The organism is Aliivibrio sp. S4MY1, assembly GCF_028765545.1.
In the GTDB taxonomy this organism is placed as follows: Bacteria; Pseudomonadota; Gammaproteobacteria; order Enterobacterales; family Vibrionaceae; genus Aliivibrio.
The window spans coordinates 126,391-146,285 of record NZ_JARACP010000003.1 but is presented as its reverse complement, the minus strand read 5'-3'; the positions used below and the strand labels follow the sequence as shown (position 1 = coordinate 146,285).

18 protein-coding genes are annotated in these 19,895 nt (G+C 40.4%); 1 reads left to right on the top strand and 17 read right to left on the bottom strand.

Going from position 1 to position 19,895, the window contains the following annotated elements:
• Positions 1-5 precede the first annotated feature (5 nt).
• The 16 genes from astD to pilM form a co-directional block, all read right to left on the bottom strand.
• Entirely contained in the window at positions 6-1,463 is a 1,458-nt protein-coding gene (gene astD / locus PVK71_RS04800) for a succinylglutamate-semialdehyde dehydrogenase (RefSeq protein ID WP_274419387.1), read from the bottom strand.
• Between the two features lie 12 nt (positions 1,464-1,475).
• Positions 1,476-2,492: an arginine N-succinyltransferase gene (gene astA / locus PVK71_RS04795; protein ID WP_274421762.1), complete on the bottom strand. Its 1,017-nt coding sequence runs from the start codon at positions 2,490-2,492 to the stop codon at positions 1,476-1,478.
• A gap of 150 nt (positions 2,493-2,642) precedes the next feature.
• A complete protein-coding gene (locus PVK71_RS04790) occupies positions 2,643-3,857 on the bottom strand; it encodes an aspartate aminotransferase family protein (protein ID WP_274419489.1) in 1,215 nt (404 codons plus the stop codon).
• 308 nt (positions 3,858-4,165) lie between these two features.
• Entirely contained in the window at positions 4,166-4,744 is a 579-nt protein-coding gene (locus PVK71_RS04785; protein WP_274419490.1) for an aminodeoxychorismate/anthranilate synthase component II, read from the bottom strand.
• 85 nt (positions 4,745-4,829) lie between these two features.
• Positions 4,830-5,846 carry a tryptophan--tRNA ligase gene (gene trpS / locus PVK71_RS04780; RefSeq protein ID WP_065594199.1) on the bottom strand — a complete coding sequence of 339 codons (1,017 nt, stop codon included), beginning with the start codon at positions 5,844-5,846 and terminating at the stop codon, positions 4,830-4,832.
• A gap of 106 nt (positions 5,847-5,952) precedes the next feature.
• Positions 5,953-6,636 (bottom strand): phosphoglycolate phosphatase, encoded by a 684-nt coding sequence (locus PVK71_RS04775; RefSeq protein ID WP_274419491.1) that lies wholly within the window; start codon positions 6,634-6,636, stop codon positions 5,953-5,955.
• Positions 6,637-6,641: 5 nt separating this feature from the next.
• On the bottom strand, positions 6,642-7,319 hold the full coding sequence (gene rpe / locus PVK71_RS04770; protein WP_130043895.1) for a ribulose-phosphate 3-epimerase: 678 nt from the start codon (positions 7,317-7,319) through the stop codon (positions 6,642-6,644).
• Positions 7,320-7,468: 149 nt separating this feature from the next.
• On the bottom strand, positions 7,469-8,299 hold the full coding sequence (gene dam, locus PVK71_RS04765) for an adenine-specific DNA-methyltransferase (RefSeq protein ID WP_274419492.1): 831 nt from the start codon (positions 8,297-8,299) through the stop codon (positions 7,469-7,471).
• Positions 8,300-8,382: 83 nt separating this feature from the next.
• Positions 8,383-9,888 (bottom strand): SPOR domain-containing protein, encoded by a 1,506-nt coding sequence (locus tag PVK71_RS04760; RefSeq protein ID WP_274419493.1) that lies wholly within the window; start codon positions 9,886-9,888, stop codon positions 8,383-8,385.
• Positions 9,889-9,891: 3 nt separating this feature from the next.
• Positions 9,892-10,980: a 3-dehydroquinate synthase gene (gene aroB / locus PVK71_RS04755; protein ID WP_130043892.1), complete on the bottom strand. Its 1,089-nt coding sequence runs from the start codon at positions 10,978-10,980 to the stop codon at positions 9,892-9,894.
• A gap of 38 nt (positions 10,981-11,018) precedes the next feature.
• Positions 11,019-11,537 carry a shikimate kinase AroK gene (aroK, locus tag PVK71_RS04750; RefSeq protein ID WP_012551169.1) on the bottom strand — a complete coding sequence of 173 codons (519 nt, stop codon included), beginning with the start codon at positions 11,535-11,537 and terminating at the stop codon, positions 11,019-11,021.
• A gap of 224 nt (positions 11,538-11,761) precedes the next feature.
• Positions 11,762-13,483, bottom strand: a complete 1,722-nt coding sequence (locus PVK71_RS04745) for a type IV pilus secretin PilQ (RefSeq protein WP_274419494.1) — start codon at positions 13,481-13,483, stop codon at positions 11,762-11,764.
• Between the two features lie 20 nt (positions 13,484-13,503).
• A complete protein-coding gene (locus PVK71_RS04740) occupies positions 13,504-14,019 on the bottom strand; it encodes a pilus assembly protein PilP (RefSeq protein ID WP_274419495.1) in 516 nt (171 codons plus the stop codon).
• Positions 14,016-14,594, bottom strand: coding sequence for a type 4a pilus biogenesis protein PilO (locus PVK71_RS04735; protein WP_274419496.1), 579 nt, complete (start codon positions 14,592-14,594; stop codon positions 14,016-14,018). Before PVK71_RS04735 ends, PVK71_RS04740 begins: the two co-directional genes overlap by 4 nt.
• Position 14,595: 1 nt before the next feature.
• Positions 14,596-15,156, bottom strand: a complete 561-nt coding sequence (locus tag PVK71_RS04730; protein WP_274419497.1) for a PilN domain-containing protein — start codon at positions 15,154-15,156, stop codon at positions 14,596-14,598.
• Positions 15,141-16,139, bottom strand: coding sequence for a type IV pilus biogenesis protein PilM (gene pilM / locus PVK71_RS04725; RefSeq protein ID WP_274419498.1), 999 nt, complete (start codon positions 16,137-16,139; stop codon positions 15,141-15,143). Before pilM ends, PVK71_RS04730 begins: the two co-directional genes overlap by 16 nt.
• 138 nt (positions 16,140-16,277) lie before the next feature.
• Here pilM and PVK71_RS04720 point away from each other — a divergent pair, with 138 nt between their 5' ends.
• Entirely contained in the window at positions 16,278-18,776 is a 2,499-nt protein-coding gene (locus PVK71_RS04720) for a penicillin-binding protein 1A (RefSeq protein ID WP_274419499.1), read from the top strand.
• Positions 18,777-18,848: 72 nt separating this feature from the next.
• Here PVK71_RS04720 and oxyR read toward each other — a convergent pair whose 3' ends face one another.
• Positions 18,849-19,745: a DNA-binding transcriptional regulator OxyR gene (gene oxyR, locus PVK71_RS04715; protein WP_130043885.1), complete on the bottom strand. Its 897-nt coding sequence runs from the start codon at positions 19,743-19,745 to the stop codon at positions 18,849-18,851.
• Positions 19,746-19,895: the final 150 nt, after the last annotated feature.

The window sequence follows — 19,895 nt, the reverse complement described above, 5'->3', positions numbered from 1 at the left end:
GCCTCTTATAGAGTTAAACCCGGAGAGAGTTGAGCTGGAATTTCACACGCATCGCCTTCCATTGATGCCATTGGGTATGCACAATAATCAGCAGCGTAATACGCACTTGGTTTCATGTTTCCTGATGCACCAGGACCACCAAATGGCGCGTCACCACTTGCTCCAGTCAGTTGACGGTTACGATTTACAATACCTGCACGAATATGCTCAACAAAATATTTCCACTCACTATCATCAGTTGAAACAAGACCTGCCGATAATCCATAACGAGTATCATTAGCAAGCTCTACGGCTTCTTCTAATGTCTCATAACGCACCACTTGTAGTAATGGTCCAAAGTATTCTTCATCCGGCAATTCAGCAACCTTAGTCGCATCAATGATACCGGGAGAAACAAAGGCATGACCTAAGCTTTTGGCTTCGAGTAAAGACTCTCCACCCAACGCTTGTAAATTCTTCTGGGCGTTTAGAATAAATTCTGCCGCTGCGACTGATATTTGCGAGCCCATAAACGGAGCATTATCAGCAAACGGTTGGTCAACAACGATTCTTTTTGCTACTTCAACAAGGCGAGCTAACAATTCATCGCCTGCTTTTCCAATAGGAACATATAAGCGACGAGCACACGTACAACGTTGACCCGCACTAATAAATGCCGATTGAATAATCGTATAAACTGCCGCTTCTTGATCACCAAAATCTTTTGAAATAACCATCGGATTATTACCGCCCATTTCTAGAGCCAGCATTTTCCCTGTATCTCCTGAAAATTGGCGATGTAAGATATGTCCAGTATTCGCACTACCGGTAAATAACAGGCCATCAATACCTTTAGCTCCCGCTAGCGCTTCACCTGTTGCACGAGCACCTTGTACTAGATTAATCACACCATTTGGCAAACCTGCTTGTTGCCATAGTTTCATGATCACTTCACTGGTCCATGGCATCTGCTCTGATGGTTTTAGCACAACAGTGTTACCAGCAAGCAATGCAGGAACAATATGACCATTAGGAAGGTGCCCAGGGAAGTTGTACGGGCCAAAGACAGCCATAACACCTAATGGACGATGTCTTAGCACTATTTTATTTCCCGCCGCTTCACGCTCTTTATAAGGCGTTCTTTCATGATAAGCACGAATAGAAATTGCGATCTTACCAACCATGGCGCCCGCTTCAGTTTTGGTTTCCCAAAATGGCTTACCCGTTTCTTTCGCGATAACTTCTGCTATCAGTTCAGCGTTCTCTTTTACCAATTCAGCAAAACGCTCGATAACCGCTTGGCGCGCTTCAAAAGGCTGTTTTTTCCACTCAATAAAGGCATGACGTGCCGCACTAACTGCTAACTCAACCTGCTCTTTGGTTGCGCTATCTCCTTCCCATACCACTTCACTGTTGTATGGGCTTACTGATTGTATGGTTTTACCTTGTCCTGAAACCCAATCTCCTGCAATCCAATGTGTCATATCCTTTGTCCCCTATTGAGCTAATAAACGTACGTAATCATCCACTTCTACTTGCAATGCCGTTGCCGCTTCTTGCGTTAAATGAACGGTATCAGTCGCTTTATCATAAGCGGCAGTGGTTGCTGTTGCTCTGAAATTCTCAAACGATGTGTTTGCAATTAAATACTGCTGTGAGCTGTTATGCTCTGTGATGATCACTTTAGCTTTAAATGAATTTCGCACCGATTCAATGCTGCGTAAATCACATTCAACCGTCGGCCCTGCATCAAAAATATCGACATAACCTCGACAACGGAAACCTTCATTTTCTAATAGTCTTAGAGCAGGTTTAGTGTTGTCATGCACCTTACCGATAACCGCCTGAGCCTCTTTACTTAATAAGCTAACGTAGATTGGTAGCTTAGGCATAAGATCAGCAATGAATCCTTTATATCCAATACCCGTTAGATAATCAGCTTCAGTAAAATCAATTGAGAAGAAGTGTTTTTGCAGCCACCTCCAAAATGGTGACTCCCCTTCTGTATCAGAAACACCACGCATTTCTGCAAAAATAGTGTCTGAAAATCGATGCGGATGTTCCGCCATCATTAAAAAACGCGCTTTAGACATTAAACGTCCATTAAGACCTTCACGAAATTCCGGACGCAAAAATAAAGTACAAATTTCAGTACTACCAGTATAGTTACTGCCAAAAGTCAGTACCTTCACGACATTATTAACATTGAGCTTACGTGAGAAATGAACCACTTTACTGATGTGATAATTATAGAAGGGAGAATCCAAACCAACCGCTGCTTCTATTCCTGTTGTTCTTGTAACTTCCCCCGTTACTGAATCTTGGCCAACCATTAGGTAACCTTCTGTTCCAGGCTCTTGAACTTCTTTTTCAAAACTATCTATGGAGTGATCAATTCGATTTCGTAATTGCTCTTCGTTAACGGGTAGCGAGGTGAAACCATGACCTGATTCCACAGCACACTGATGAAGCGCAGGATAATCTTCCTGAGTGATAGGACGAATAACAAGCATCAATATTCCCTCCGATGCGATGTTGCGTAGACTATGCTAAGTCCAATAGATAAAACTTCAAGACTATCTATTGGAGTGAGCACTAGATGATTAATCTAAATAAAAGAAGGGCAACCCATCTACTGGCGTCGCCCAAATCCTTATGTAAATCTATTTATTTAATGACGCAAGTGCTTTATCTAGACGCTCAAAACCAAGCTCTACGTCTTCTTTTGTGATAACAAGAGATGGAGTGAAACGAATAACATTGACTCCAGCAACAAGAACCATTAGCCCTTGTTCGCCTGCTGCTACAAGAACATCGCGAGCCCGGCCTTGCCACTCATCATTCAAGGCTGCACCAAGTAGCAAGCCTTTACCACGGATCTCTGCGAACATATCGTATTTTGCATTTAACGCTTCTAGCCCATCACGGAACCACTGCTCACGCTCTTTTACGCCAGCCAGTGTTTCAGGCTTTGCCACCTCTTCCACAACGGCTTCAGCAACAGCACATGCTAATGGGTTGCCACCATAAGTTGAGCCATGAGTACCCACTTTTAAGTGTTGAGCCAGCTCTGTCGTTGTTAGCATTGCCCCAATTGGAAAACCACCACCCAGTGATTTTGCAGTACTTAAAATATCAGGCGTAACGCCTAAGCCTTGATACGCGTAAAAATCACCCGTACGGCCATTACCTGTTTGTACTTCATCAAAAATAAGCAGTGCATTGTATTTATCACACAGCGCTCTAACACCTTCTACAAATTCTGATGTAGGGGAAATCAACCCACCTTCACCTTGCAATGGCTCCATCATAATTGCACAGGTTTTTTCTGACATGTGCGCTTCAAGCTCTGCAAGGTTATTGTATTCAAGATGAGAGATATCACCCGGCTTAGGGCCAAAACCATCAGAATAAGCCGCTTGGCCACCGACGGTTACGGTAAAGAAAGTTCGACCATGGAAGCCTTGTTTAAATGCGATGATTTCACTTTTTTCTTCTCCATGAACATCGACAGCCCATCGTCTCGCTAATTTAAGAGCGGCTTCATTTGCTTCTGCACCTGAGTTAGCAAAGAACACTTTTTCAGCAAATGACACCTCTGTGAGTTTTTTGGCCAAACGAATCGCAGGCTCATTGGTCATCACATTGCTAAGATGCCACAGCTTTTGTGATTGCTCTTGTAAGGCATTAACCATGATAGGATGACAATGCCCTAAGCAACTCACGGCAATACCACCAGCAAAATCAACGTACTCTTTGCCCGCTTGGTCCCACACTCGAGCACCTTCCCCTTTGACGGGGATCACTTCCATTGGGTTATAACAAGGTATCATTACATCATTAAAATCTTTACGTTCGACTTGTGAATTGGTCGTCATCACACTTTCCTTCTGCGTATGCCGTATTTCAGCATAATATTTACAAACCATTAACCTTTTCAATAGCACAAAATTCTTTTTTTGAACTAAAAAAGTTCCATTTTCTATATCATATTGACTGACAAGTCAGTTTATTAGAATAGTTATAGAATAACGCTATAGCAGGTAAGTAGATAAGTAAACGAATTTATAAGAATAGAAGACACAAGGCTTATGCATAAATCTTCATATAAATAAGCAGAAAAAAAGTCGGAAGAAAAAGTAAGAAGAGTGAACTAGATCGCTCTAGTTAACAGGAAAAATATTAATTATTTATTAATAAAATTAAAGAGGATATCGTGACCTTGCTCTGTCATTATCGATTCAGGATGAAATTGTACCGCTTCAATCGGCAGCGTTTTATGGCAAAACCCCATGATCTCATCCATTTCTCCCGCTTCATTTTCTGTCCATGCAGTGACTTCAAAGCATGAAGGTAATGTCTCAGCTTTAACCACTAATGAGTGGTAACGAGTCACGGTAAGAGGATTATTCAGCCCTTTAAATACGCTCTGATTGGTATGGATAATTGGCGAAGTTTTACCATGCATCACTTTTTTCGCACGTATCACGTCACCACCAAATACTTGAGCAATAGCTTGATGACCTAAACACACACCAAGGATTGGTAATTTCTCTGCAAAATATTCAATAGCTTGCAAAGAAATGCCAGCCTCGTTAGGAGTGCAAGGACCAGGAGAGATAACTAAGTGAGATGGATTAAGAGCCTCAATACCTGCAATGTCAATGTCATCATTACGAACTACTTTTACCTCTGCACCTAATTCACAGAAGTACTGATATAGGTTATAGGTAAATGAATCATAATTGTCGATCATTAACAGCATAAAGAACTACTTAAAAAGATGAATAAGAAATAAAAATTGCTCGCAGAGAAACCCTACGAGCAATCTATTTGATCAGAGCTAAAGACTATGGGCGAGTAACAAAACCAACCGCTTCAAACGCTTTTTTCAGTGTTACAGCAGCACGCTCAGAGGCTTTCTCAGCACCCGCTTTCATTACTGAATCCATGTAGGTACGGTCTTCACGAATACGCTTGTATTCAGATTGGATAGGCTCAAGCATAGTAACAATCGCTTCACCAACGTCTTTTTTGAATGGACCGTACATTTCAACACCTTGGTATTGCGCTTCGATCTCTTCAAACGTTTTACCTGATGCCGCAGAGTACAGACCCATCAGGTTTGAAATACCCGCTTTATTTTCCCAATCATGAGCAATACGCGGTGGCATTTCTGCATCTGTTTGTGCTTTATTAATCTTCTTAAGAATCGACTTAGGATCTTCTAGCAGCGTAATAACGTTCTTACGGTTATCGTCTGATTTAGACATTTTCTTCGTCGCATCTTGCAGACTCATTACACGCGCATTCACTTGTGGAATGTACGGTTCTGGCACGGTAAATAATGGCGCTTCAGGGCTGTAGATATTGTTAAAACGATTAGCAATATCACGCGCTAGTTCTAAATGTTGCTTTTGATCGCTACCAACAGGGACTTGATGTGCGCCATAAAGCAGAATATCTGCCGCCATTAATACTGGGTAATCAAATAAACCTACGTTAATGTCATTTGCATAACGCTTTGATTTATCTTTGAATTGAGTCATACGATTCAATTCACCCATTTGAGTGTAACAGTTAAGAAGCCAACCAAGTTGAGCATGCTCTGGTACGTGCGACTGAACAAATAGCGTGCTCTTCTTAGGATCAACACCAACCGCTAGACAAATTGCCAGTGCATCAAGTGTTGCTTCATGCAGCGCTTTAGGATCTTGGCGAACCGTAATTGCGTGAAGGTCTACTACACAGTACTGACAATCATAATCGTCTTGCATCTGTTGCCATTGACGTAGAGCACCCAAGTAGTTACCGATACTTAGTTCACCTGATGGTTGAACACCACTTAATACGATGGGCTTGCTCATGGTTATGATTCCTTGTTTAACTGTAAAAATTAAATGATCCACGATGGGATCATTTAATGGTTATTCTATTGTATTGATAGTCTTTATTTGTACTTATCAATGAATACTATCTTGCCACACTCATCACGGCTAATAAATGATTAAATTCATCACTTACCACATCAGGCTGACTATCTGCGATGGGCTCGCCATGGTTATAGCCATAAGTTAAACCAAAGCTATGGCAACCGGCTGCTTGAGCTGCTTGAATATCATTTCTTGAATCGCCTACCATCAGCATCTCAGAAGGCATTAATTGGTGCTTATCAAGTAACCAGTTAAGTGCAAATGGATTCGGTTTTTTCTCAACAAAGGTATCGCCACCGATCACATCGACAAAAAGATGAGCCAGTTGATGTTGTTGAAGTAATTCAGGAACAAATTGTGCGGGCTTGTTAGTAACAAGTGCTAATGCGTAACCTTGTTGATAAAACGCTTCTAGTGTCTCTTTCACATTTGGGTATAAGTGACTTAACTCATGACCACCATCATGGTAGTGATGATCTAAACGAGCTCGAGCTTGCTTAACCAATTCAGGGTCTAAGCCTTCTTGAACGGTGACACTTTGGCTTAGTGCGCGAGAAACTAGAACGTCAGCGCCATTTCCAATCCAATGAGACGCTTGTTCTAGCGTTACTCTTGGGTAACCCACATCTTGCATAGCAAGGTCAACCGCACGAGCTAAGTCTGGAACGCTATCAAGCAGCGTCCCATCCAAATCAAAGGCGATCAGTTTGATGTTTTCAAACATGATTCTTAATTACCTTTTACTTTTGCTAGCTCTGCACGCATTTCATCAATCACTTCTTTGTAGTTTGGTTGATTAAAAATAGCAGAGCCCGCAACGAACATATCCGCACCCGCTTCAGCGATTTCACGAATGTTATCAACTTTTACGCCACCATCGATTTCAAGACGAATATCACGGCCTGACTCATCGATCAACTTACGTACTGCACGTAATTTATCTAAGGTACTTGGAATGAATGATTGACCACCAAATCCTGGGTTAACTGACATAAGTAGGATCATGTCTACTTTATCTAGAATGTAATCAAGACAAGATAATGGCGTTGCTGGGTTTAATACTACCCCCGCCTGACAACCGTGCTCTTTAATTAATTGAAGCGTGCGATCAATATGCTCTGACGCTTCTACATGGAAGGTGATCATCGTTGCGCCTGCTTTAGCAAACTCAGGAACGATGCTATCTACTGGCTTTACCATAAGGTGAACATCGATTGGAGCCGTAATACCGTAATCACGCAGTGCTTTACAGATTGGTGCACCAAACGTTAAATTTGGAACATAATGATTATCCATTACATCGAAATGAACAACATCAGCACCTGACGCTAATACTTTTTCAACGTCTTCACCAAGACGAGCAAAATCAGCAGAGAGAATAGATGGTGCGATCAAAAAGTCTTTCATGTTGAGCCTCAGGTTAATAATTATTTAAGTATCGCCACAACGATATGGCGCAATCGATTAAATCGACGGCGCAATTCTACCTGATAATTATAAACCTGTCTTAAGCTCAATGAGTCTTTCGATGGGATTTTTGAAGGGTAACGATTAATTTACTCGCGGCACTCAGACGCGTGGAATAACGCCATTAGCTCATCAACCTTATTACGACCGGCGCCATTTCGACTGATCGTACGCTTCACCTTAATAGTATTAAGTGTTGCACCGTGGTAAAGGCGACGAGTCAACGTGGTGTCGTGATTAGAGATCAATACTGGGATATCACGCTCAAACGCGGCTTTTTCCGCAATATCCGCCAATGCTGCTTGGTCATCAAGAGAGAAGCCATTACCTGCATAAGAGGTAAAATTCGCAGTGGTTGAAAGCGGTGCGTAAGGAGGATCGCAATAAACAACGGCACCTTTACGTGCTCGTTTAAAGGTATCGACATAACCTTCACAGACAAACGTTGCTTTCTTTGCTTTTTCGGCAAAAAAGTACATCTCTTTCTCTGGAAAGTACGGTTTTTTATACGAACCAAAAGGCACATTAAAACCACCTTTTTTGTTATAACGGCATAAACCATTAAAGCCATGGCGATTCATGTATAAAAATAATAAAGAACGACGATAAGTATCTGTGCATTGATTAAATTCAATGCGCAAATCAAGATACACTTCTTTTTGATTATATTCTGGTTGAAATAACACTCGAGCGTCTTCAACAAAACGCTCAGGATCATCTTTAAGGTGATTGTAAAGATTGATTAAATCAGGGTTTATATCCGCAAGAAGATAATGATCATAATCTGTATTTAAAAACACAGAACCAGCACCAACAAAGGGTTCAATCAATTTTCTTGCATCAGGAAGATGACGTTGAATTTCTTCTACTAGGCTATATTTACCGCCAGCCCACTTTAGAAATGCGCGATGCTTTTTCATACGTCTTTTACGCCTTTTTACCTTAATTCAGAAAGCGGGGGATTGTACCCTATTTTTTCGCTAGGATCTGTTTATCTTAGCGCTTATTTTACAGAATCAATTTCACGATGCACTTGCACTAACGATTTAGCCCAAGGGCCCAAAGATTGAACCGAACTTGGAAGGTTTTGTACCGCACCACGAGCAGCAGAAATAGACGCATAATCACCAAAAGTAACGATATACCAAATAGAGCCATTACGAAGTGTTTGGTAGATACGAGCCGAGCCTTCAATTTGATGCTCATTCAGAAACTCTTGTACTGCAGTTTCATTGGTTAACGCTGCCAGTTGAAGAATATAGCGCTTATCTGAGATCGCTTTAAGCTCTTTATCTGCGATAACAAAAGTCGCCTTCGCTTCTTCTGGTTTAGGCACATCCGATTGAGATGTCTGACTCTTATCTTCTTCTACAATGGCAACCGTTGATTTCGTCGCTTCACCTACCTCTACTTGAGCTGAATTCGATAAGTCAGTGCTCATTTCAACTTCAGGCTCAATTGTCTCATTATCATCAATTAATGAGTCAACCAATTCAGATGGCACAACAACACGCTTTCCTTCTTCAACCTTAGAATCAACAACAATAGGCGTGTCGATTACTTCAGGCGGAATGGAACCCGTATCATCTTCAGGCAAGTTATTACTTTGTAATTCTTCATCATTAACCTGAACTAATTCAGCATTAAGTTTATCATCAAGAGTAACGACTAACGGCTCATCACCATCAACTAAAGTTTCAATAACAGGCAATTCTGATGATTGACTATTCAACCACCAATAGGTCCCTGCTGCACCTAGCAATAAAAGAGAAGCCAGGCCTAAAATACCAACAGGTGAATGCGTCACTGAGCGAATAATAATTCGGCGTTCTGCTTTTTTGTCTCCCAAAGCAATAAGCTCGGCTGGCAAATAATTACTTTTATCAACTAAATTACGGATGCGAAGTTTATCTTCTCTGCTTGGCGCAAAACGAACAACCAGCATCTCAGCAAATGCTGCCGCCTCTTCTGCTGTCAGTGGTTCAATATCAATATCAATATCAACAGGTTTATTATCTTGCCCATAAGACATGCGAGTCAATGCCGGTGCTAACTTGCCAGATTCTGAAAATAACAAGACATTGATTTGCCAATTTGGCGTTGATTGAGCTTTTTGAACTAAGAGCCATAACTCACCAAGCAGCTCAGAAGAAAGTAAATGAGCATCATCAATCACCAACACAAGATTGCATTTTTCTCCCGCCAACATGCGACCGATACTATCAACAACCGTATCAGATTCATTAAATAACGGATCTCGAACGACTTGCTTTAAAATAATGCCACGTTGCTGCTGAATCGATTGATTAGAATGACACATCAATAGTGCTTGATTTGCATCATCACACCACTTTTCAAGATATCGTTGAGCCAGCCATGATTTACCAGAGCCTTTCACCCCTTCAATATGTACTAAATTAGAACCAAACCGAGAAACAAATTGAATGCGTGATAGCACATCCAACTGACTTTCTAATTCCAATACAGTTAAATCATGACCAATACTCATATCTTACGCCTTACATTGCTCAATTACTTCGGCAAGCAGATCTTCAGAAACACCAGTCACCACTTCAGAACTGCCAATCGATGTTGGTAGAACTAAGCGTAACTTACCTGACAAGACTTTCTTGTCACGCATCATGTGCTTCATAAATGCATCCACTGTCATTTCTTTTGGGGCTTTTAATGGTAATTTCGCTTTTTCTAAAATAGAACAAATACGTTCAACATCAGATTGGGAAATTAACCCTTCTTTTTGCGCAGTTACCGCTGCCATTACCGTACCAGCAGACACCGCTTCGCCATGCAGCCAATTACCGTAACCCATTTCTGCTTCAATCGCATGACCAAAAGTATGACCTAAATTCAAGAGCGCACGCATTCCTGATTCTTTTTCATCTTTTGCCACGACATCAGCCTTGATTTGACAACAACGCGAAATCGCATAAACCAACGCATCATGATCCAATGCATACAATTTATCCATGTTCTCATCAAGCCAATCAAAAAACTCGCGATCGACAATAATGCCGTACTTAATCACCTCTGCCATTCCCGCGGCGAATTCACGCTCAGGTAAGGTTTTAAGGCAATTAATATCAATAATAACAGCTTTAGGTTGATAAAAAGCACCAACCATATTCTTACCAAGCGGGTGATTTATCGCGGTTTTACCACCAACTGACGAATCCACTTGAGAAAGAAGAGTTGTCGGTACTTGGATAAAATCAACACCTCGTTGATAACATGCAGAGGCAAAGCCAACCACATCACCAACAACACCACCGCCTAAAGCCACAATCGTTACATCACGGCTGTGGTTCTCTTCTAATAGAAAAGTAAGGATGTTATTGAAAGTATCTAAATTTTTATATTGCTCACCATCGTCTAATTCAAGCAGTGATACTTGGCATTCAAACGTTTGTAAGGTGTCGATGATTTGTTGAGCATATAACGGCGCAACCGTCACATTACTGATAACGACAACACGTTTTTTGGCAGGTATTACAGATGAAAAATGCGCCGGGTTGCAAAACAACTCGGCGCCGATAGAGATGGGATAGCTACGTTCTGCTAAATCTACATGAATCGTTTCCATGATTCGTTCCCAGTATCTGTCTTAGTAAATAACTTGAATTAACGCTCTTCAAGCATTTGGATTATTTGATTTGCAACTACTTTTGCACTTTGATCATCGGTGCGAACAACGTAATCAGACACTTCTTCATAAAGTGCATTACGCTCTTTCGCTAGTGCTTCTAACACTTCACGAGGTTCATCAGTTTGAAGCAACGGACGTTTTTTGTCGCGTTGTGTGCGAGCTAGTTGCTTCTCAATTGTAGTTTCAAGATATACAACGACACCACGAGCAGATAAACGATTACGACTCTCTTTACTAATTACAGAGCCACCACCCGTTGCAAGAACAATACCTTGCTCTTGGGTTAAATCGTTAATTACACCTTCTTCACGTATGCGGAAACCTTCTTCACCCTCAACGTCGAATACCCAAGCGATATCTGCGCCTGTACGTTCTTCGATTACCGTATCAGAATCAAGAAACTCCATATGAAGTTGCTGTGCTAAGTGCCTACCAATTGTACTTTTGCCGGCGCCCATTGGGCCAACAAGGAAAATATTTCGTTTTTCAGCCATTTTTTAGAAATTATGCAAAGTTCATTAACGACATTGCCAACAGTTGTCTCTTTCATAGACGCTTGTCTGTGGCACCATATTCCTCACAGATATTTCGTGATCAGACCGAAAATTATCTCAGTTTATAGCTAGTGATTGCAATAGCTAGATGAAAAGTTCAGCATAATAAATTGTTTGACACTCAATTTTACTTACAATTATGTACATTAAGTTACGCTATCTCATTACTGTATAACAACTTTTGGTGTTACAAAGATCAATAATTCTTTTTTGCCTATATTTTCAGAGCTACGACGAAATAAGGCACCAAGCAGAGGTAAGTCCCCAAGTAATGGTACTTTCTCTACACTATTGGATAAAGAGTGCTGATAAATCCCACCCAAAACAACGGTTTCACCATTATCGACAAGCACTTGAGTTCCTATTCGCTGAGTGTCAATCGCAACGGCTTCACCCGTTCCTGTTTTAACCACTTGTCCAGGCCTATCTTGAGTGACCGTTAAGTCTAAAACCAAGCGATTATCTGGCGTAATTTGTGGCGTAACCATTAGGCTCAATACTGCTTTTTTAAATGATACTGAGGTTGCTCCACTGGATGAAGCTTCTAAATAAGGAATTTCAGTACCTTGCTCAATATAAGCAGGTTTTTTATTGGTGGTAATTAACCTCGGGCTTGAAATGATCTCAGCTTTAGATTCAGCCTGTAAAGCAGAAAGTTCTAAATCTAGTAATAAGTTAGACCCTAATTTTGCTACCTGAAAAGCAATACTTGATGCCGCAGGATTAGCCAATCCTAAATTTACATTTAAAAAATCATCAACGGGTAATCCGCCACCGCTACCGCCATCATAAAGGCCTACGGCCGCTAAATTACTTTCAATTGAACCGCCAACCGTGGTGCTACCATTTGTATTCGTGATCCCCCAGCGAACTCCTAACTCATCGAGGTTACCTTCATTTACCGTTACAATTCTTGCTTCTATTTGAACTTGTTTAATAGGGATATCCAAGGTTTCTATGATCTCTTTAATAACATCAATATTTTCAGGCAAATCTCGTAACAATAAAGAGTTAGTTCGCTCATCAACCGTAATACTGCCTCGGCTTGAAAGCATAGTTATATCTCCTTCACCAACCAACAGTTCGGCAATATCAGAAGCTTTAGCATAACTCACAGAAATGATTTCAGAAGAGAGTGACCCCAACTCTGAAGCCATTTGAGCTTGCTCTAATACTTTTTGCTCTTGTGCATCCAACTCTGATTTAGGCGCAACTAAAACAACATTACCTTCCACTCGCTTATCTAGGTTTTTAACTTGTAAAATAATATCCAATACTTGTTGCCAAGGTACCCCGTCTAATCGCAACGTTAAGTTGCCTTTCACAGAATCAGCGACGACCAAGTTAAAGTCATTATAATCCGCTATTAATTGTAAGACATGTCTAACAGGGATGTCCTGAAAGTTAATCGAAATAGGTTTGCTCTCTTGAGCATCAGAGGTGTTAGTTGTCTTTGCGCTAACCTGTGGCTTTGAAATCACAACCTGTAAAGAACGATCTTTTAAAAAATAGTCATATTGAAAATCACCTTTGATATCTACTGACAGCAATGTACTTTTAGACTCTCGAAAGGTTTCAATTCGAGACACCAATGTCGAAAAATCTTCAACATCTAAAATAACCAACTTATCATTACTGACTTTCGTATCATGCAGCTCTATCAATAATTTCCCTTTTTCTTTTCGTAAATCAACCGTGGCTGCTGCCGAGGCAAGATCAACCGAAATCACTCCTTCTTTTTTCTTTGTCGACTGAAAGTTCACATTAACGAGTTGGTTAAGTTCTATATCTTCTGCAAACGAAGAGTGGCTGAAAAAACTAAATATAAACAGCAAACATAGTTGAATATAAAGTAATTTACTGCTTGTTTTGCATCCTAGCAACATACGTATTCCTTGGTATCCCGTTAATGTTTTAGAGCTAATTTAACGTATCTTTTTTGCCAACATCCCATGCCATCAGGCAGGGTTTCCCTTAATGTCATGTACTGTGGTTTAATATCAACCACTTGACCATTATTGCTTCCCATGTATTGCCCTTTATGAACTTTCACTACGCTTCCCTTTGGCGTTTGTATTAATGCAGTAATATTATCGTTTGAGCCCATCACGCCTTTTAATCGTAATTTTCTCAACGCATATCGTTCAAGTAACCCATTTTTTTTCCTATATTTTGGTTGCCAACATGATTTTTTCTTTATTGGCTGCGTTGCAATTTCAGGTTGTTTTGGCAAGACAAATGGCGATCTCCCAGTGAGTTGAGCATAAGGAGTCACCGCAAATAATGTCACCTCCTCAAGCTGCTTAACCTCAGCATCTCCTTGCTTTTTAGCCTCTACATAAAAGACATCAAGTGGATCGGTATTAGCTTTACATCCCACCAATAGAAAGACCATCACTGCTATAAAGCATCGATTTCTCATTCCTTCCCCTTAAATTGATAGGTATAAGCCATTACTCGAAAATGCAATGTACTACTCTCTGTGCTGACTCGCTGCATATCAATATTTTCCAAACTCACGATCCTCGGAAGATCGGCCATCGCTTCAGAGAATGAACCTATATTGTGATACTGACCTGTTAACTCAATATTCAGTGGCAACTTATAAAGAAAGGCTTTATTTTGCTTCTCGCCCCAATCAATTCGTGTAAACGTTAATTTATTTTGAATCCCAACTTGGTTAATGCCTGAAAGCATGCTCGCTAGCTCTTTTTGAGCAGGAAGTTGTTGTGCTAAAAACTCATAACGCAAGTTCAATTCATTCAGCTGGTTTTCCATTTTTGGCATTGCTGCCACTTGGTTATATTTATATTTCACCGTGCTTTTTAAGCTAAGCTCTTTTTGCTTTAGCTGCTCAATATCTTGAATCATTGGTTTTATCCAAAACCAATAGCCCATCCCTTGAACTACAAAACATAAAATAACAATAACTAATAACTGAGGAAGCAATGGCCATTCAGTAATTTCATCTAACTCAAGATCTCTCCAATCACTCATACTAGTCACCCTTAGCCATTGGAAGTAATTTAAATGAGAGTTCAAAGCTACTTACATCATGACCAAATATCTGTTTACCAGAGACAATTGAATGCATTTCTACTGATTCAATTTCGAGCGACCGTTCTAATTTATCCAATATGGTGGCTAAACGGGCATTACTATCACTAAAGCCTTTTATTTCAATCGATCTTTCGTGCATTCGCACCTTATTCAAATAAATTCCTTCCGTAATAATCCCTGGAAGAAGATTTAATAATTGCGTCGTTTTGTTTCTATTTTGCTGCAACTCTTCAACAACCGCCAATCGAGTTAGTATTGCTTCGTGTTGTTTTCCAATCTCATTCAGCTCTTTTAATTCGCTATTTAACCAATTAATATGATTATCTAATGATTGATTACGGTTTACTTGAGTTGAGTGCTGTAAATTTAAGTATTGAGCCCATCCCCATTGAAAAGAGACTGATAACAATACCCCAAAGGATAAGACCAATAAAAAGCGACGCTTGTATTTCTCTCTTTCTTTCTCGCGCCAAGCTAATAAGTTTATTTGGTAAGCCACTCAACACCTCTTAATGCAAGCCCTGCAGCTAATGCATATTGATTTTCTAATGTATTAAGTTGAGCCTCTCGCCTTTTCGTACCATGAAATAAAGACATAATATTGAGCTGCTCTGTCGGCAGAGAGAGCTCATAACTCAATAAATCTGATAATTCAGGGAGCATTGAACCTCCTCCTGTTAACCAAACCCCATCAACTTTATGATTATGAATAGAGGAATATAACGTGAGTTGGCGGTGAATATGCTCAGCCAATAACGCAATAAATTGAGTGTACTTTTCTTCATTTAATGGTGTTAACGGAGATAATTCAATATCGCTCTTTTGATGTGAAGCCCCAAACAAAACCTGTTTACTATAAGCGTGCTGATTAGGAGAAGTAATACAGAAGGTAGTTTGACAATGACCAATATCAATCAACATCCAATTTTTTTTACTTGGAGATTGAGTGATACTTTGTCGCCACAGCGTTAATAATGCATGGGAATGAACCTCAGCAAGTACAGGTAAAAAACCCGTTCTCTTTAAACACCCTTCACGACTCTCAACCAACTCTTTTTTTGCTGCAAAAACTTGATACATTGATATTTGCTCGCTATTAACCCCTTTCTGCTCCATTGCAACAAAATCAATGTTCAACTCCTCGGCTGCAAAAGGCGTTTGTTGTTCAAATGTATGTATCACTGTGAATTCAGTTTCTTTTTCATCAAGCTGACTATCCACTTGGATAACCTTACTCATAATGCTGTTATCAGGAATTGAAAAAGCGACCTTTTTTTGATTTCGTTTTATTCCCTTTTTTAAATGGCATAGGTAAGGGATTACCTCTTCGATATGTAAAGTATTAACATCTAAAAAAGCAGATTCAGGCAGCAATACCTCATGGCTATCAATTAGTTCTAATTGACCCTTTTTTAACCTCGCTGACACAGCTTTAATGCTATGATGCCCGATATCCAAGCCTGTGATCGTGGGATAAATCATCCTGATTTAACTCCAAGTAATAAATAAATATCTCAAAATTAAGCGTTAATTTACGTTATTTTTTGTTGTGTTATATTTATACTACTCAGTTATGGGTTAGAAACGACAATACAGATTAAAGTAAACGGGAATTATCAGGTGAAGTTCATAAAGGCACTGCTTATAGCGACATTGGTTTGCATTATTCTTGGAGTCACAACAATTTTTGGTTTTTACCAATATGTGAAACCAGAATTACCAGACGTGGCAACATTGAAAGATGTACAACTACAAACACCAATGCAGGTATATAGCCGCGATGGTAAATTAATTGCTCAATTTGGCGAGAAGCGTCGCATTCCTCTAACATTAGAAGAGATGCCTCCTCATTTGCTTGAAGCAATTATCGCGACTGAAGACAGTCGTTTTTATAGCCATTATGGGTTTGACCCTATCGGTATTACTCGTGCTGCTTTTGCTGTTCTAGCTTCAGGCTCGGCGAAACAAGGGGCGAGTACCATTACTCAGCAATTAGCTCGAAACTTCTTTTTATCTAATGAAAAGAAAATAATGCGAAAGATTAAAGAAATCTTTATTGCTGTCCATATTGAACAACTGCTCACCAAACAAGAAATTCTTGAGCTGTATTTAAACAAAATCTATTTAGGCTACCGTTCTTATGGTGTCGGCGCCGCAGCGCACGTGTACTTTGGTAAAGAAGTAAGCCAACTGACATTAGGTGAAGTTGCGATCATCGCAGGTTTACCAAAAGCCCCATCAACAATGAATCCTATTTACTCGGTTGATCGTGCAACGACACGTCGTAATGTTGTTCTTTCTCGTATGCTTGATGAAGGCTACATCACTAAGCAAGAATTTGATGACGCAAGAGCAGAAATTGTTATTTCTAAATATCACGGTGCCGAAATCGAGCTTCAAGCACCTTATATTGCAGAAATCGCTCGTGCATGGATGGTAAATAAATACGGTGAGGAAGCGGCTTATACCTCTGGTATGAACATCTACACAACTGTAGACTCTAAAATGCAAGCGGCGGCAAACAAAGCATCAATTGATAACCTATTAGCTTATGACGAACGTCATGGCTTCCGTGGTGCAGTGAAAACAGTGTGGGAACCAAAAGCCACACCGCTGGATGAAAAAGCAATAGCTAAACACCTTAGAAATGAACCTTCTTATGGTGAGTTAATGCCTGCTGTTGTTTTATCTGTTAAAGGAAAAACAGCAACGGTTGATATTAAAAACAACGGTATCGCTACCATTCCATGGGATGGTTTAAAGTGGGCTCGTCGCTTTAAAACAGACAAACGTCAAGGTCCTGCACCTCATCGTGCAGCAGATATTTTAGCGGCAGGAGAGCAAGTGTATGTTCGTCCATTAAGCCAAGAAACTACCGATGACGTAACAACGACGGTCTGGAAACTAAGCCAAGTGCCTGCTGCCAATACCGCGTTTGTTGCTATGGACCCAACAGATGGTGCAATTACTTCATTAGTTGGTGGTTTCAACTTTGTTCATAATAAATTTAACCGTGCAACGCAATCTGTGCGTCAGGTCGGTTCTAGTATTAAGCCATTCATTTACTCTGCTGCGCTTTACCATGGTAAAACACTAGCAAGCTTAGTAAATGATGCCCCGATCAATACTTGGGATCAAAGCCAAGGTACGGCATGGCGACCAAAAAATTCGCCACCTACTTATGTTGGCCCTGCACGCTTACGTATTGGTTTAGCTCAATCTAAAAACGTAATGGCGGTTCGTGTATTACGTGAAGTTGGCTTAGATGAAACCATTGATTATCTCACTCGCTTTGGCTTTAAAAAAGAAGAGATCCCTCGCTCTGAAACAATCGCTCTGGGTGCTGGCAGCTTAACACCAGTTCAAATGGCACAAGGTTTCGCTGTATTTGCCAATAATGGCTATTACGTAGAACCTTATTATATTGACCATATCATGGGGCCTTTTGGTGATGAAGTGTATAAAGCAACACCAAAAATCATTTGCCAAACAAATTGCTCAAATCAAAATGATGAAGACTCGCCTTATGCGAAGAAAGTGATTTCTGCACAAAACGCATTCTTAACTAAAGAAATGATGTACAGCAATATTTGGGGCGGTGGTAGCTGGCGAAAAGGTACAGGCTGGAACGGCACTGGCTGGCGAGCACAAGTATTAAAACGTCGTGATATTGGTGGTAAAACAGGGACAACCAATGACTCTGTTGATGCTTGGTATAACGGCTATGGACCAAATGTAGTAGCAACTGCATGGGTTGGTTTTGATAACCCATCACACCGTTTAGGTTACACCACAAAAAATGACAACATGACCAAAGAAGAAATGTCCTTTGGTGGTGAAGCGGGTGGCAAAACAGCTATCTATGCGTGGATAAACTTTATGAAAGTGGCGCTTGAAGGTGTACCAGAAGAGCAACAACGCCTTCCAGCAAACATCATTAAAGTCAAAATAGACCGTGAAACAGGCCTATTGACCAATAAAAATGATGAAACTAGCATGTGGGAATACTTTGCTGGCGGCACTGAGCCGAAAGAGTACGTGAAACAAGATTTCCAAGACACAATCTACTCATCCAATGATGCGGATGGCGATGGAATGGAAGACGAAAGTCTATTCTAACCTAGCTATCAACAAGCAATAAAAAAGGACGCTAATTTAGCGTCCTTTTTGTTTCTTATAGATCAATAAGGTCTAGCAAATAACCTCTGCCATTTTCTTTTCGATCTCTTTAGCTAAATCTTCATAACGAGATCGCAGTGGTGAACCTGGGCGATAAGCCAATACTATTTGTCGATGCGGTACAGGATCTTTCGCTGGCAAATAGCACACTCCATCACGTACTTTTTCTTTAGGCACTGAAAGATACGGCATTAATGTAATTCCACTGCCCGCGGCAACCATATTGCGCAATGTTTCTAGACTGGTTGCTTTGAAATGGTCATCATCCTTAGCCCCAGCAGCAAAACAAAAACCTAATGCTTGATCTCGTAAACAATGCCCATCCCCTAACATTAAAACTGACTCGCCACTTAATCGAGACATATCTATTGTCCCTTCATCCGCCCATTTATGATCGGTTGGTACCGCAAGCACCATTGGCTCGTCATAAACTGGTATTTCAATAAATGCGCTTGTCTCATCAACAGAGGCCAATATCATGCAGTCAATCTTGCCCTCTTCTAACATTTTAACTAATTGATGCGTTTGAGCCTCATGCAGGTACAGATTTAAGTCTGGAAATCTTTCTTTTAATGTTGGTACGATCCAAGGCAGTACATAAGGGCCAACCGTAGGAATAAAGCCAAGATGCAATGGCCCAGACATATCCTTACCTTGTTGGTTAGCTAATTCAGAAAACAACTTAACTTCAGTTAAAATTCGCTTAGCCTGCTCTACTAATTGTAAGCCTGCATCGGTAAATAACACCTTACGACTGGTTCTTTCTAATAAGGTTAATCCAACCTCTTCTTCTAGCTTCTTTATCTGCCCACTTAATGTAGGCTGACTAACAAAGCAAGACTCTGCCGCCTTACGAAAGTGTTTATGCTCAGCAAGTGCGACCAAGTACTCAAAATCACGGATATTCATGTATTACACTCCTGATAGCTTTGATTCATAATATGACATTACAACTTGATAGATTTTAACGATTGAAACGATAACACCAAACGATTAGAACTATCAAGTAAGGTTTTGCATAATAGCTACATCAACCGGGAAGACCCCGAATAAGAAATT